Annotated in this window: 12 protein-coding genes; 10 read left to right on the top strand and 2 right to left on the bottom strand. The window is 63.8% G+C overall.

Annotation, left to right across the window (positions count from 1 at the left end):
* Position 1: 1 nt before the first annotated feature.
* Positions 2-262 carry a hypothetical protein gene (locus AADW23_RS06545; protein ID WP_341863714.1) on the bottom strand — a complete coding sequence of 87 codons (261 nt, stop codon included), beginning with the start codon at positions 260-262 and terminating at the stop codon, positions 2-4.
* Positions 263-362: 100 nt separating this feature from the next.
* On the opposite strand from AADW23_RS06545, the gene AADW23_RS06540 reads away from it, so the two are divergent.
* The 4 genes from AADW23_RS06540 (at position 363) to AADW23_RS06525 (ending at position 5,913) form a co-directional block, all read left to right on the top strand.
* Positions 363-1,634, top strand: coding sequence for an acetylornithine deacetylase/succinyl-diaminopimelate desuccinylase family protein (locus tag AADW23_RS06540; RefSeq protein WP_341863713.1), 1,272 nt, complete (start codon positions 363-365; stop codon positions 1,632-1,634).
* Between the two features lie 304 nt (positions 1,635-1,938).
* Positions 1,939-2,823: a sulfotransferase gene (locus tag AADW23_RS06535; RefSeq protein WP_341863712.1), complete on the top strand. Its 885-nt coding sequence runs from the start codon at positions 1,939-1,941 to the stop codon at positions 2,821-2,823.
* Positions 2,824-2,880: 57 nt separating this feature from the next.
* Positions 2,881-4,365 carry an ABC transporter substrate-binding protein gene (locus tag AADW23_RS06530; protein WP_341863711.1) on the top strand — a complete coding sequence of 495 codons (1,485 nt, stop codon included), beginning with the start codon at positions 2,881-2,883 and terminating at the stop codon, positions 4,363-4,365.
* A 135-nt stretch (positions 4,366-4,500) separates the two neighbouring features.
* Positions 4,501-5,913, top strand: a complete 1,413-nt coding sequence (locus AADW23_RS06525) for a hypothetical protein (protein WP_341863710.1) — start codon at positions 4,501-4,503, stop codon at positions 5,911-5,913.
* A gap of 119 nt (positions 5,914-6,032) precedes the next feature.
* Here the strand turns inward: AADW23_RS06525 and AADW23_RS06520 are convergent, their stop codons facing one another.
* Positions 6,033-7,040, bottom strand: coding sequence for a Hint domain-containing protein (locus AADW23_RS06520; protein ID WP_341863709.1), 1,008 nt, complete (start codon positions 7,038-7,040; stop codon positions 6,033-6,035).
* 188 nt (positions 7,041-7,228) lie between these two features.
* Here AADW23_RS06520 and AADW23_RS06515 point away from each other — a divergent pair, with 188 nt between their 5' ends.
* The 6 genes from AADW23_RS06515 to AADW23_RS06490 all read left to right on the top strand — a co-directional run bounded on the left by AADW23_RS06515 (position 7,229) and on the right by AADW23_RS06490 (position 13,855).
* Positions 7,229-8,170 carry an ABC transporter permease gene (locus AADW23_RS06515; RefSeq protein WP_341863708.1) on the top strand — a complete coding sequence of 314 codons (942 nt, stop codon included), beginning with the start codon at positions 7,229-7,231 and terminating at the stop codon, positions 8,168-8,170.
* 5 nt (positions 8,171-8,175) lie between these two features.
* Positions 8,176-8,991, top strand: coding sequence for an ABC transporter permease (locus AADW23_RS06510; protein WP_341864292.1), 816 nt, complete (start codon positions 8,176-8,178; stop codon positions 8,989-8,991).
* On the top strand, positions 8,988-10,559 hold the full coding sequence (locus AADW23_RS06505; protein WP_341863707.1) for an ABC transporter ATP-binding protein: 1,572 nt from the start codon (positions 8,988-8,990) through the stop codon (positions 10,557-10,559). The genes AADW23_RS06510 and AADW23_RS06505 overlap by 4 nt, the downstream gene beginning before the upstream one ends.
* Positions 10,543-11,988, top strand: a complete 1,446-nt coding sequence (locus AADW23_RS06500) for an aldehyde dehydrogenase family protein (protein WP_341863706.1) — start codon at positions 10,543-10,545, stop codon at positions 11,986-11,988. The genes AADW23_RS06505 and AADW23_RS06500 overlap by 17 nt, the downstream gene beginning before the upstream one ends.
* 143 nt (positions 11,989-12,131) lie before the next feature.
* A complete protein-coding gene (locus tag AADW23_RS06495) occupies positions 12,132-12,872 on the top strand; it encodes a glucose 1-dehydrogenase (RefSeq protein ID WP_341863705.1) in 741 nt (246 codons plus the stop codon).
* On the top strand, positions 12,872-13,855 hold the full coding sequence (locus AADW23_RS06490; RefSeq protein ID WP_341864291.1) for a P1 family peptidase: 984 nt from the start codon (positions 12,872-12,874) through the stop codon (positions 13,853-13,855). The genes AADW23_RS06495 and AADW23_RS06490 overlap by 1 nt, the downstream gene beginning before the upstream one ends.
* Positions 13,856-13,865 lie beyond the last annotated feature (10 nt).

Below are 13,865 nucleotides of genomic sequence, written 5' to 3'. Positions count from 1 at the left end.
TTCAGTTGCTGAGCCAGACAAAGGCGACCAACCCGATCACTGGCATGACATAGACGCAGACCACCAGCCAGACCCTTATGCGCGACACCTTTGCCGCGATACGCTCATCAATCCATGCCTCTCGGTCACCGGGGCGCCCCTCATGGACCCAATCTTCCTCCAACCGCATCCTTGCGCCCGAGCGGAGGTAGAAAAACATGCAGATATAGACGACGCTTAGCGCCACCAGCATCACAATGGCCGTGCGTCCCAGTCCTAACATTGCCCACATCTCCTTCGTGCTGCGCATTTCTACATATAGTCGAGGTTAAACCGAATTGGCAGGGCTTGCGGCCACCTCGCGACAGGGCCACTCTGCCCCCATGTCAGACACCGCTCTTCTTGCCGCCGTTGCGGCCCGTCGGGACGCGCTTATTGCGCTGACCCAAGACCTTATCCGTATCCCCACCCTCAACCCGCCGGGGCTGCAATACCTTGATATCTGCGAATATCTCGGGGATCGTCTGCGTGCCCAAGGCTTCACGGTGGAATTGATCCGCGCCCATGGTGCCGTCGCCGACAGTGACACCTATCCGCGCTGGAACATGGTCGCGACCCTGCGCAAGGGGCCGGGCGATTGTGTCCATTTCAACAGCCACCACGATGTGGTTGCGGTGGGCCATGGCTGGACCAAGGACCCCTTTGGCGGAGAACTGGAAGACGGCAAGATCTATGGGCGCGGTGCGTGTGACATGAAAGGCGGGCTTGCGGCCTCGGTCATTGCGGCCGAAGCGTTCATCGCCACGCACCCCGAGTTCAACGGCGCGATCGAGATCAGCGCCACGGCGGACGAAGAATCCGGCGGCTACGGCGGCGTCGCCTATCTGGCCGAGCAGGGCTACTTCACGCCCGAGCGGGTGCAGCACGTCATCATCCCCGAGCCGCTCAACAAGGATCGCATCTGTTTGGGCCACCGCGGCGTCTGGTGGGCCGAGATCGAAACCCACGGTCGCATCGCCCACGGCTCCATGCCGTTTCTTGGCGATTGCGCCGTGCGCCACATGGGCGCCGTGCTGGAAGAGATGGAGGCGAGCCTGTTCCCGCTTCTGGCCACCAAGCGCACCGATATGCCCGTGGTCCCCGAAGGGGCAAAGCAATCGACGATGAACATCAACGCGATTCACGGCGGCGAGCCCGTGCAGGACGATGATTACACCGGCCTGCCCGCCGCCTGTGTGCCGGACCGATGCAAGATCACCATCGACCGCCGCTACCTGATCGAGGAGAACGAGGGCGACGTCCGCGCCGAGATCATCGCCGTGCTGGAAAAGGTCAAGGCGTCTCGCCCCAATTTCCACTACGAGCTGAACGAACTCTGGAGCGTGTCCCCCACCATGACCGACCGCGACGCGCCGGTTGTTAAAACGGTCGAGGCTGCGATCTCGAAGGTATTGGAAACGCAGGCAGAATTTGTCGTCTCACCCGGCACCTACGACCAGAAACACATCGACCGGATCGGCACGCTGAAGAACTGCATTGCCTACGGGCCCGGCATCCTTGATCTGGCGCATCAGCCCGATGAATGGGTCGGCGTGCAAGACATGGAAGACAGCGCCAAAGTTATGGCGCTGACCTTGGCGGAACTGCTGCTCTAGACGTTACCAACCAAGGGCAGCCCACTGCCGCCGGGTGGGAGGAGCCCACTCGCGAGGCATCGTACGGGGATTGGTGAACTGGCTACCGGGCACGCGCCCAACCTAGGGCAGCCGCCGGCCGCCGGGTGGGGGAGAAGCCCCCGCCCGGGGGGGCGGACGGGGGCTGCCCGTGCGAGGGCACGGGCGGTTGGCCGCAAGCGATGCGCATCCCCTCTCACCCTCGCAACGAATTTTAAACGAATTCCCCCTAGCCTCCGTACCGCGCCGTTCACCGGTGCCCTGCCCTTTTCCGGAGCGCCCCGTCATGACAGACCCCAAGACCTTCGATCACCTCCTGCTTGGCGTGGGCGCTATGAAAGCGGGCACGACGTGGATTTATGACGCCCTGAACCGTCACCCCGACATCCACTTCTGTCGCGAAAAAGAAGTGCATTACCTCTACGCCTGCCATGTGAACCCCGGCATCTTGTCGGACAAATCGCGGATGCGCCGGGCGCAGGGATATCTGCATTTTGATCCCGAACGCTCTGCCCTTCCGGTGCTGCAACGGCGGGTGGAATGGACGGCGAACTGGCTGAAGGGGCCGGTCGATGACGCGTGGTTCAACGGGCTGTTTCAACACCGCGGCGCGGCGACTTGGGTGGCGGATTTCTCCAACATGAACGCGCTGGTGCCCACCGAAGGGTGGGCGGCGCTCCACGCCCGCACGGCGAAACTGCGGGTCGTCTACACCCTGCGTGAACCGATGGACCGGCTCTGGAGCCATGTGCGCTTTCACCTGAAAATGCAGGGCGCGACTGAGAAATTGGAACAATGGTCCCTCGATCAGCTGGAAGATCACATCCGCACCGGCGGCGATTATTTGCAGCACAGCAATTACGTCGCCGCGATCAAGCGAATGCGCGCGGCGCTGCCGCCGGAATGCCTGCACATCGCCCTGTTCGACCGCATCCCCGACGCCCCCCGCGCCTTCATCGCGGATATTGAGCGGTTCCTGGGCGTCGCCCCCTTTGACCTGCCCGACAGTATCGTGACCCGTGTGGTTAACCCCTCTCCGCCGCGCCCGATGCCCAAAGGCCTAGCCGAGCGTTTCGCACAAGAGACCGCGCAGCAGGTGGAGGGGCTCACCGCCCTTGGCGTGGCGGTGCCTGCGACATGGAACACACCGGAGGCTTTAACTTTTCAGTAGGCCTCCCGGCTTCCCTGCGGCACACTGGGGCAAAATCAGACCTCAGGGAGAGAGATCATGAAAACCACCCTTCGCCCGATCCTGGGCCTTGGCGCCGCCGTCCTGGCGCTGACCGCTGGCACCGCCATGGCGCAACAGACCACCCTTAGCGTCGGCATGCAGCTGGAACCGCCGATGCTGGACCCCACCGGCGGCGCGGCTGCCGCGATTGACGAGGTGGTTTATTCCAACGTGTTTGAAGGGCTGACCCGCTTCGCCGCCGACGGCGCGGTTATTCCCGGCCTCGCGGAAAGCTGGGACATCTCGGAAGATGGCACCACCTACACGTTCCACCTGCGCGAGGGCGTGACCTTCCACGACGGCGCGGCGATGACGGCGGAAGACGTTGTCTTCTCTCTCGACCGGGCGCGGGCCGAAGGCTCCACCAACGCGCAGGCCGCCCTTTTTGCCAATATCGTCAGCGCCGAAGCGGTCGATGACACCACCGTTACCGTCACGCTCGATGGGCCCGACGGCGCGTTCCTGTTCGACATGGCATGGGGTGACGCGGTGATCGTGGACGCCGCCAGCGCCGACACCAACGCCACCAACCCCATAGGCACCGGCGCGTTCGCCTTCACCGAATGGCGCCAAGGCGACAGCATCACGCTGACCCGCAACGACAATTACTGGGGCGACGCCCCGGCGCTGACCGAGGTGACATTCCGCTTCATCTCCGACCCCAACGCCGCCATGGCCGCGATGATGGCCGGCGATCTGGATGCCTTCCCGGTCTTCCCCGCCCCCGAAACACTGGCGCAGTTCGAGGCCGACCCCCGCTTCAACGTCATCGTAGGCTCCACCGAGGGGGAGACGATCCTTGCCATGAACAACGGCGGAGAGGTTCTTTCCAACCCACTGATCCGGCAAGCGATTTCCCACGCGATCAACCGCCAAGACATCATCGACGGCGCGATGTTCGGCTACGGTACGCCCATCGGCACCCACTTCGCGCCCCACAATCCCGACTATGTGGACCTGACCGGGCAATCCGACTTTGATCCAGAACGCGCCCGCGAATTGCTGGCCGAAGCCGGGGCCGAGGATCTGACCCTGCGCCTGATGTTGCCGCCCCCCGCCTATGCCCGCCGTGGTGGCGAGATCGTCGCCAGCCAATTGCGCGACGTGGGCATTGCCACGGAAATCACCAACATCGAATGGGCCGGATGGTTGGAACAGGTGTTCCGAGGCTATGATTTTGACCTGACCATCATCAGCCACACAGAGCCTGCGGACATCAACATCTACGCCCGGCCCGAGTACTATTTCCAGTACGACAACGCCGAGTTCCAAGCCCTGATGGAGGAGCTTTCCGTGACCACGGACCCGGCGGAGCGCACGCGCATCAATCAAGCCGCGCAGCAGATGATCGCGGATGATTACGTAAACGCCTATCTGTTCCAACTGCCCAAGACCGGTGTCGCCAATGCCAATATCGTGGGCCTTTGGGCGAACTCTCCCACCCAGGCGGTCGACGTGACGGGCGTCAGCTGGAGCGAGTAACCTGCTGCTGAAAACAACATTGTAGCGGGGGGCTGACGCCCCCCGTTGCGCTTCGCTGATTGCGCCTGCGGGCCTTCGGCCCTTCGGCGCCCACGCGCCCTGCGGGCGCGATGCTGTTTCACCCAAGGATTTTCCATGACGCCGCCCCTCAACCTTCTTTCCAGCGCCGCCCTCGCCCTCTGCCTGACCGCCCCCGCCTTGGCCGAAACGCTGATGGTGACGAACTTCTACCCCACCGGCCCCGGCTCTTTGCAGGAGGCGTTGGACGCGGCCGCAGCATCGGACGCGCGGACGGTGATCTACATCACCCAAGCCGACGGCACGATCACCACAGAGGTCGGTTTGCGGTACGAGGGCCGCTCGCCGTTGGTCATCATGGGCAACGGCGTGACCATCGCATCCGACAATGACGTGACGCTGCTGTCGGCCATCGGGCCGCAGGTCTTGGCGATCATCGCCACGCGCTTCACCGGACCGGGGGGCTTTTCCCTGGCCAACCAAGGCACCGGAGAGACACCCGGAAAGGGCGTCTTTCTGGACGTCGCCGAAGATGCCGAGGGCGTGGTGAGCCTTGTGCTGACCAACGTTGCGGTATCGGGCGTGGCGGGCCACGGCATCCACGTGTCCGATTGCACCTTGGCCGACGATTGCGGCAGCGGCGATGGCGGGGCGGGAGAAGGCTCTGCCGCGTCGATCCAGTTGGAGTTGAACCGGGTGCATATCTCGGACGTGGGGCAAGGCAGCTTTGACGCCGACGGCTTGCGGGTGGACGAACGCGGGCCGGGCAGCATTGACCTGACCGGGGTGAACCTTGTGGCGACGGGCGTGGGCGCCGATGGGTTCGAGTTGGACGAGGGCCAGGCGGGCGACGTGATCGTGGACCTGATCCGAGCCAATTTTATCGAGAACGGCAGCTACTGCGACCCCGCGGTGCTGGCCTTGTTTCTGCCCGCCCTACCCGAGGGCGAATTTGAGGACTCCGGGGTCATCATAGCCGACCTGCCCCAGCCCGCCGAGGACACGCCGGACATGGATTGTTTCGAGCTGGAGGTTGAGACCATTGAGGACGGCAGCGTGGAGGAATATGAATATTCCATCGACGTGGACGACGGTTTTGACATCGACGAAGCGGGCCCCGGCAGCATCATCGCGACACTGTCCATCGGGCAAATGCTTGGCAATTTCGATGAGGGCTATGACTTCGACGAACACGGCCCCGGCGACATCGACGTGGTCTTCACCGGGATCATCGGCAACGGCAACATCGACGATGCGATCAAGCTATCCGAGGAAGGGCCGGGCAGCGTCTATGTGACCGCCACGGCGGTTGAAGCCTCGTCCAACGGCGGTGTCGGCATCGTGGCCGAGGAAGACGACGCAGGCGATCTGATGATGACGCTGATCAGCTCGGCCACCGCCGGAAATGATGGCGGCGACCTTGGGGTAGAGGCTGTGCAGGACGGCCATGGAGAGGGCAATGTCTATGTCGTGGACAGCGAAATGGCCGACGGGATCGAGACCGACGGCGTGACGCTGGACGTGGACTAAGCCGCCGCTGCCCGGCCTCCGAAACCGTGCGGGCGGGGCGGCACGATCGCTTCACCCGTGGGGCAGTTGCCGCCGGAAGCGTAGCCCTTCCGGCTAGAGCTTGGCAGAGCGTGCTGCGCCTACCCCGTCATCGGCAGAGGATCGGAGACAACATCGGTATCAAAGGCGCCGAAATCGTGCAGGGCAACGCAGGCCTCCTGCTTGGTGGCGACGCGCAGGCAGGTTGCCTCGGGCCATTGCGCCCCTTGGTCCAGATCGGGGAATATCTGCGTAATCTCTGCACGGGCGGAGGTGGAGAGTGCGTCAAGCATCGTGTCGCCCAGAAACAAGGTCTCGGACCACAGGCCCGCGACATTCACCACTTCGTGGTGGTCCAGCAGGATGTGCACATACTCCACCCCCTGCTTGGCGTTTCCGACGTCAATGCCGGGGCGCTGCGTTAACCATTGTGCAGGCACAAGTACCGCCGCAGAACCCAACGCGACATGGCTTTTGCCTGTGCCCACGGCGATGCGGTGTTGCGGCGACACGCTTACGGGGACGGACGGCACGCCCGGCGCAATGGCATCGGGCGCAATCGCCACGGGGGTGAGATGCGGGTTGCGTGCCAGCTGTGCCGCGCTGATCTTGCGCCGACCGATCCAGCGGATTGGCTTGGCATAGCCCTGCGCCGTCAGCACCATATCGCCGGGCGACAGCGTTTCGATCGCCCGAGGGCCGCGGGGCGTTTCCACCTGCGATCCGGCGACAAAGCAGACGAAATCGGGCAGCGTCGCATAGGTGCTGGCGGGGGCATTCACGATATTATTGTTCGTCCCGGTGATCGTATCGCCCACATCAAACGTGCCTTGGGTGGCCACGATCAAGACCGGGTTGGAGTACTGCAACAGCGTGAAACTCACCGGGTTCCCGGCGAGCGTGCCGTTATAGGCTTCGAACGTCTGGAAGTTGGTCGAATCGCCGATAAAGCCGGGAATGCCGCTGACATCGAGCTGCGGACCGTTCCCATCGGGGTCTTCCAGAAGCGCATCATCGTCAATGACATCAACGACATACTCGTTGAGAACTGTCACGTTGGAGGAGCTGACCGGATCTGTATTGATCTCATATATGACGAGCGTTGGCATGGTTTTGGCCCCCAAATATAGGTCTCTTGGACGTACAAAATTAACCTAGCCCGTTAATTCCGCCGTCAATATGACCACGCACGGCCAATTGCGGCCCTAATGGTTAACGCCGTGTCAGGTGCCCTGATCGACGCAAGGTTAACCATGCCCTCTGGTCCATTCCACGCGCGCGCCGTAACGTCGCCCCCATGAGCCGCTACCTCCTTTTCCGTGCCCTGTCCCTGAGCCTGAGCCTGATCGTCGCCAGCTTTGCGATTTTCGCGGTGGTCGAGGTCATTCCCGGAGACCCCGCCGCCTATATGTTGGGCCTGAACGCCACCGATGAGGCCATCGCCAACCTGCGGGCCGAATTGGGGTTGGAGGGCAGCTTGGCCACGCGCTACCTGTCGTGGGTGACGGGGATGGTGACGGGGGATTTCGGCACCTCCTACAATTACCGTGTCCCGGTGGCCGAGTTGATTGCAGACCGGATCTGGGTCTCGGTCCCCTTGGCGGTTCTGGCGCTGATCCTCTCGACGTTGATCGCCGTGCCTGTGGGTGTTCTGGCCGCCGCAAACAGGGGCCGCATCGGCGATTATCTGACCATGGGCGTGACGCAACTGGGCATTGCGGTGCCGAACTTCTGGTTCGCCATGTTCCTTGTGTTGCTGTTCGCGGTGAAGCGGCAGTGGTTCCCCTCGGGCGGGTTTGGCGGCTGGGACGATCCGGGGGCGGCGCTGCGATCCCTCACCTTGCCCGCCATCGCTTTGGCCCTGCCGCAAGCGGCGATTCTGGCACGGGTCATGCGCTCGGCCCTGATCGAGACGTTGGACCAGGATTACATCCGTACCGCCCGCGCCAAGGGCCTGTCACCGCGCCAGGCAATCCTGCGCCACGCCCTGCGCAACGCTCTGATCCCTGTGCTGACGATCATCGGCTTGCAGTTCAGCTTCTTGCTGGCAGGCGCGATCATTATCGAAAACGTCTTCTACCTGCCCGGCCTTGGGCGGCTGATCTTTCAAGGCATCACCCAGAGGGATCTGATCGTGGTGGAAAGCGTCACCATGCTGCTGGTCTTCGCGGTGATCGTCGTGACCTTCCTTGTGGACATCGCCTATGCCGTGGTTGACCCGAGGCTGCGCCGCACATGAAACTCCTGCCCCCTGCCCTTATCTTCGGCACCCTCATCTCGGGCTTTTTCCTTGCCTTGGCGATGCTGTCGCTGGTCTGGACGCCCTACGACACGGCCAGCCTCTCCATTTCGGAGCGCTTGCAACCGGCCTCGGCCGCCCATTGGTTCGGCACCGATCAATTTGGCCGCGATCTTGTGGCGATGCTGATGGAGGGCACGCAGACCTCGATCGCCGTGGCGCTGATCGCCGTGGGCATCGGCGTGGGTCTGGGCGTGCCCCTGGGGTTGGCGGCGGCGGCCACCAAGGGGTCCCTGCTGGATGAGGTCATCATGCGGGGCAACGACCTGATTTTCGCCTTCCCTTCCCTTGTGATCGCGATCCTGATTACCGCTGTCTACGGCCCCTCGGCCACCAATGCGATCCTGGCGATCGGCATCTTCAACATCCCGGTTTTCGCCCGTGTCGCCCGTGGCGGGGCGCTGCCGATCTGGACGCTGGATTACATCCTTGCCGCCCGCACCGCCGGTAAAACCCCCACAAGGATCAGCTTCGAGCACATCCTGCCCAACATCGCCAACCTGTTGATTGTGCAGGCAACTATCCAGTTCTCCCTTGGCATTCTGGCCGAGGCGGGCCTGTCCTATGTGGGCCTTGGGGCGCAACCGCCCACGGCGTCCCTTGGCAAGATGTTGGCCGACGCGCAGACCATGGTTTATTCCCATCCCCATCTGGCGTTTTTGCCGGGCCTGTCGATTGTGCTTCTGGTGCTTGGCCTCAACCTGATGGGCGACGGGCTGCGCGACGCCCTCGATCCGCGTCTGCGGAGGGCGCGGGGATGATCGAGGTTGAAGGGCTGTCTCTGAGCATCGGGCGCATGGCGATCCTGAATGACGTGGGCCTGTCGATCCGCCCGAAAGAGATCTTCGGTCTGGTGGGCGAAAGCGGCTCGGGCAAGTCGCTGACGGCGCTGGCGCTGATGGGCCTGCTCCCCTTACGCGCCGAGACACGGGGCCGTGCCATGCTGGACGGGGTGGACCTGCTGGCGCTGGATGAACGCGCGTTGCAAGGCCTGCGCGGCAATGACATTTCGATGATTTTTCAAGAGCCGATGACCGCTCTGAACCCGGTGAAGACCATCGGCGATCAGGTGGCCGAAACCCTGCTGATCCACACCCGCACCACCCGTGCCACGGCCCGAGAGATCGCCCGCAACAGGCTTGACCGTGTGGGCCTGTCCCATATCGCGTTGGACCGTTTCCCCCACGAGCTATCGGGCGGCCAGCGCCAGCGCGTCTGTATCGCCAGTGCAATTGCCCTGCGTCCACGCCTGTTGATCGCGGATGAGCCCACGACGGCGCTGGATGTCACGACTCAGGCGCAAATCCTTGATCTGTTAAAGGAATTGATCGCAGAAGAGGGGATGTCGCTGCTGCTGATTACCCACGACCTTGCCGTGGTGTCCGACATGGCCGACCGCATCGCGGTGATGCAAAGCGGCCAGATTGTAGAACAGGGACCAACGGCGCAGGTATTGCGCGACCAGGCCCACCCCTACACACGGGCGCTGTTTGCGGCATCCTCCCATCAGCCCGACCGCACGGCAGAGGCCGCACCCGATGCGATCTTGTCCGTGCAAGACGTGCATCGCCACTACCCCGGCCCCCGCCAGGGCTTCCACCGAGGCCCGCCCGTGCGCGCCGTCGATGGGGTCTCCTTCGATCTGCAACGGGGCGAAAGCCTTGGGCTTGTGGGCGAGAGCGGTTGCGGGAAGTCCACCCTGACCCGCGCGATCCTTGGCCTTGATCCGGTGAGTTCGGGCAGCATCACCCTTAACGGCCACAACGTCAGCCCGCAGATGCCGCGCGCACTACGGGCCGATGTGCAGGTCGTGTTCCAAGACCCCTACGGCAGCTTCAACCCACGCTGGCGCGTCGACCGCATCGTGACAGAGCCGTTCCACCTGCTCGAGACCAAACCCGACCCCGGCCCCGCCGTAGCCGAAGCGCTGGAGGCCGTGCGCCTGTCGCCCGGTGATGCCCTGAAATACCCCCACGAATTCTCGGGCGGGCAACGGCAGCGCATCGCCATTGCCCGCGCGTTGATCACCAAGCCCAAGCTTTTGGTGCTGGACGAAGCGGTCAGTGCGTTGGACGTGTCGGTACGGGCGCAAACCCTTGATTTGCTGGCAGATTTGCAGGAGCGTTTCGGGTTGAGCTATCTGTTTATTTCCCACGACCTGACGGTTGTAAGGTCCATCACGGACCGCGTTATGGTGATGCAGAAGGGCAAGATCGTGGAGAAAGGTGACACGCAAGCTGTCTTCACCAACCCGCAACATGCTTACACCCAGACCCTTCTGAACGCCGCACCCACACTCCCCGGAGGCCCCCATGACACCCTGGTTTGACCCCTCTCTTCTGTTCATCGACGGCCAATGGCGGGCTTGTGCCAGCGGCGAAACCCTGCCGGTGGTGAATCCGTCAAACGGCGAGGACATCGCGCGTATTGCGCGCGGTGGAGGAGCCGACGTGGACGCCGCCGTAAAAGCCGCGACAGCGGCGCTGGAAGGCGACTGGGGCGCGATGACCGCCGCAGAGCGGGGCCGTATCCTGTTGCGCTTGAGCCAGTTGGTTTTGGACAACGCCGAGGCGCTGGCCCAGATGGAATCCGCCGACGTTGGCAAGCCCCTGACCCAAGCCCGAGGCGACGTGACCGCGCTGGCCCGCTACTGTGAATTCTACGGCGGCGCGGCCGACAAGCTGACCGGGGAAACGATCCCGTTCCAGCAGGGCTTCACCGTCTACACCCTGCGCGAACCCCACGGCGTGACCGGCCATATCATCCCGTGGAACTACCCGATGCAGATCATCGGCCGCTCGATCGGCGCGGCGCTGGCCACGGGCAATGCCTGCGTGTTGAAGCCAGCGGAAGAGGCCTGCCTGACGGCGCTGGCCTTCGCCGATCTGGCCCGCCAAGCGGGCCTGCCCGCGGGCGCATTGAACGTGGTGCCGGGACTTGGGGCCGAGGCAGGGGCGGCGTTGACCGCTCATCCGGGGGTGCGGCATCTGTCGTTCACCGGGTCCGTGGCGACCGGGCGACGCGTGCAGATTGCCGCCGCCGAGAATATCGTGCCAGTGACGTTGGAATTGGGGGGCAAGTCGCCTCAGATCGTGTTTGGCGATGCCGATCTGGACAAGGCGCTGCCGTTCCTGGTGAACGCGGGCATCCAGAACGCGGGACAGACCTGTTCGGCGGGCTCTCGTATCCTTGTGCAACGGGACCTCCACGATGACTTAGCCGCCCGCATGGCCGAGGAAATCTCGGCGCTAACGATTGCGCCTGCGGGAGAAGATGCGCGGGTGGGACCGTTGGTCTCGGCCCGGCAAAAGGCGATTGTGGAGGGCTTTCTGGAACAAGCGCGCCCCGACCAGATTCTGGCGCGGGCGGAGTTGCCCGAAGGCTTGCCAGAGGGCGGCAACTACGTGGCGCCCGTGTTGTTGGGCAACATCGGGGCGGAGCATCCCTTGGCGCAGGATGAGATTTTCGGCCCCGTGCAGGTGTTGATCCCGTTCGAGGACGAAGAGGACGCGGTGCGCATCGCCAATGGGACAAAGTTTGGCCTGGTCGCCTCGGTCTGGAGTGCGGACGGGGGGCGGCAGATGCGATTGGCCAAGCGGCTGAAGGCAGGGCAGGTGTTCTTGAACAACTACGGCGCTGCGGGCGGGGTTGAGTTGCCGTTCGGCGGCGTCGGACATTCCGGCCACGGGCGGGAAAAGGGGTTTGAGGCGCTTTATGCTTTCACCACCTTGAAGACGGTAGCGGCCCATCACGGGTGATGGGTGTGTGTGGCAGGTGTCGTTGGGGGGCCAGCCCCCCACGCGGTTTTTCCTGAGGGAAAAACGCGCGTTCCCCCCGGAGGTGTATTTGCCAAGATGAAGGGGGGGAGGCGGATGTGGCGCCAACAGGAAGGGAGTTGACGATGAGACTTGAGGGAAAGACCGCGATTGTAACGGGGGCGGGGTCGGGCTTTGGGGCCGGGATTGCGAGGATATTTACCAGGGAAGGTGCCGCCGTGATGGTGGCGGATGTGAACGAGGGCGCGGCAGGGGCGGTGGCCGAGGAAATCGGCGGGGTCGCTGTGCGGGTGGATGTGTCCAAGGGCGCGGATGTGGCGGCCATGGCGGAAGCGGCGATGGGCCAGTGGGGGCGCATTGATATCGTGGTGAACAACGCGGGCATCACCCATTTGCCGACGCCGTTGGAGGAGGTCAGCGAAGAGGAGTTTGACCGTATCCTCGCGGTGAATGCCAAGTCTGTTTATCTGACGGCAAGGGAGATTGTGCCCCATATGAGGGCCGCGGGAACGGGGGCGATTTTGAACATCGCCTCCACCGCCGGGCTCTCGCCGAGGCCGAACTTGAATTGGTACAATGCCTCCAAGGGGTGGATGATTACCGCGACGAAGACCATGGCTGTGGAATTGGCACCCGCCGGCATTCGGGTGAACGCGTTATGCCCCGTCGCCGGGGAGACGCCGTTGCTGGCAAGTTTCATGGGGGAGGACACGCCGGAGATGCGCGCCAAGTTCCTATCCACGATCCCCTTGGGGCGGTTCAGCCAGCCCGAGGACATGGGGGAAGCGGCGGCGTTTTTGTGCTCGGACGCGGCCTCGATGATTACCGGGACGGCGTTGGAAGTGGACGGGGGGCGGTGCATATGATGGGGCCGGGTCCGCGCAATCTGATTACCGATGTGGCGGGGCTACGGGTCGGGAACGCGCAGGACGCGGGCGTGAAGTCCGGGGCCACCGTATTGGTCGCTGACGCGCCGTTCACGGCCGCGGTGCATGTCATGGGCGGCGCGCCCGGCACGAGAGAGACAGACCTTCTGGCGCCCGACAAGACGGTGCAGAGCGCTGACGCGCTGGTGCTGTCGGGGGGATCGGCCTTCGGCCTTGATGCCGCCTCCGGCGTGGCGGATGCCCTGCGGGCAGAGGGGAGAGGGTTCGAGGTTGGCGATCAAGTGGTGCCGATTGTGCCATCGGCGATCTTGTTTGATCTCATCAATGGCGGCGACAAGGGCTGGAAAGAGAACCCCTATAAAGCCCTTGGCCGTACTGCTTTGGCCGATGCGGCGGCGGAATTCGCCTTGGGCTCGCTCGGGGCCGGAACGGGGGCGTTGATTGCGGATATGAAGGGGGGCCTGGGCTCGGCCTCTTTGCGGATCGGCCCCTATACCGTTGGCGCGTTAGTAGCGGTGAATGCCTTGGGCCGGGTCACAGTGGGCGATGGGCCAGAGTTTTGGGCCGCTCCGTTTGAGATGGGTGGTGAGTTTGGCGGGCGAGGTATGGCAGGCACCTTTGATGCGGGCGCTGTGCCGCCCTTGAAGGGCGGAGACAGCCGCAACACCACCATCGCCATCGTCGCCACCGATGCGGCCCTGACCCAAGCGCAGGCCACGAGGTTGGCGGTGGCCGCCCATGATGGCATGGCACGGGCGATCTACCCCAGTCACACGCCGATGGACGGAGATTTGGTCTTTGCCGCCGCCACGGGCGCTGTGCCCTTGGCGGAGGAGCATGATCTGCTGATGCTGGGGCACGGGGCGGCGCTGTGCTTGTCTCGGGCGATTGCGAGGGGCGTCTATGAGGCGCATCCGGCGGAGGGCGACGTGATGCCCACCTATCGGGAAAAATTCGGCTAGGGCGCCCCCG

The organism is Gymnodinialimonas sp. 57CJ19 (assembly GCF_038396845.1).
Taxonomy (GTDB): Bacteria; Pseudomonadota; Alphaproteobacteria; order Rhodobacterales; family Rhodobacteraceae; genus Gymnodinialimonas.
Note: the sequence above shows the minus strand (reverse complement) of the source record. Positions and strands in the feature narration are given on the sequence as shown.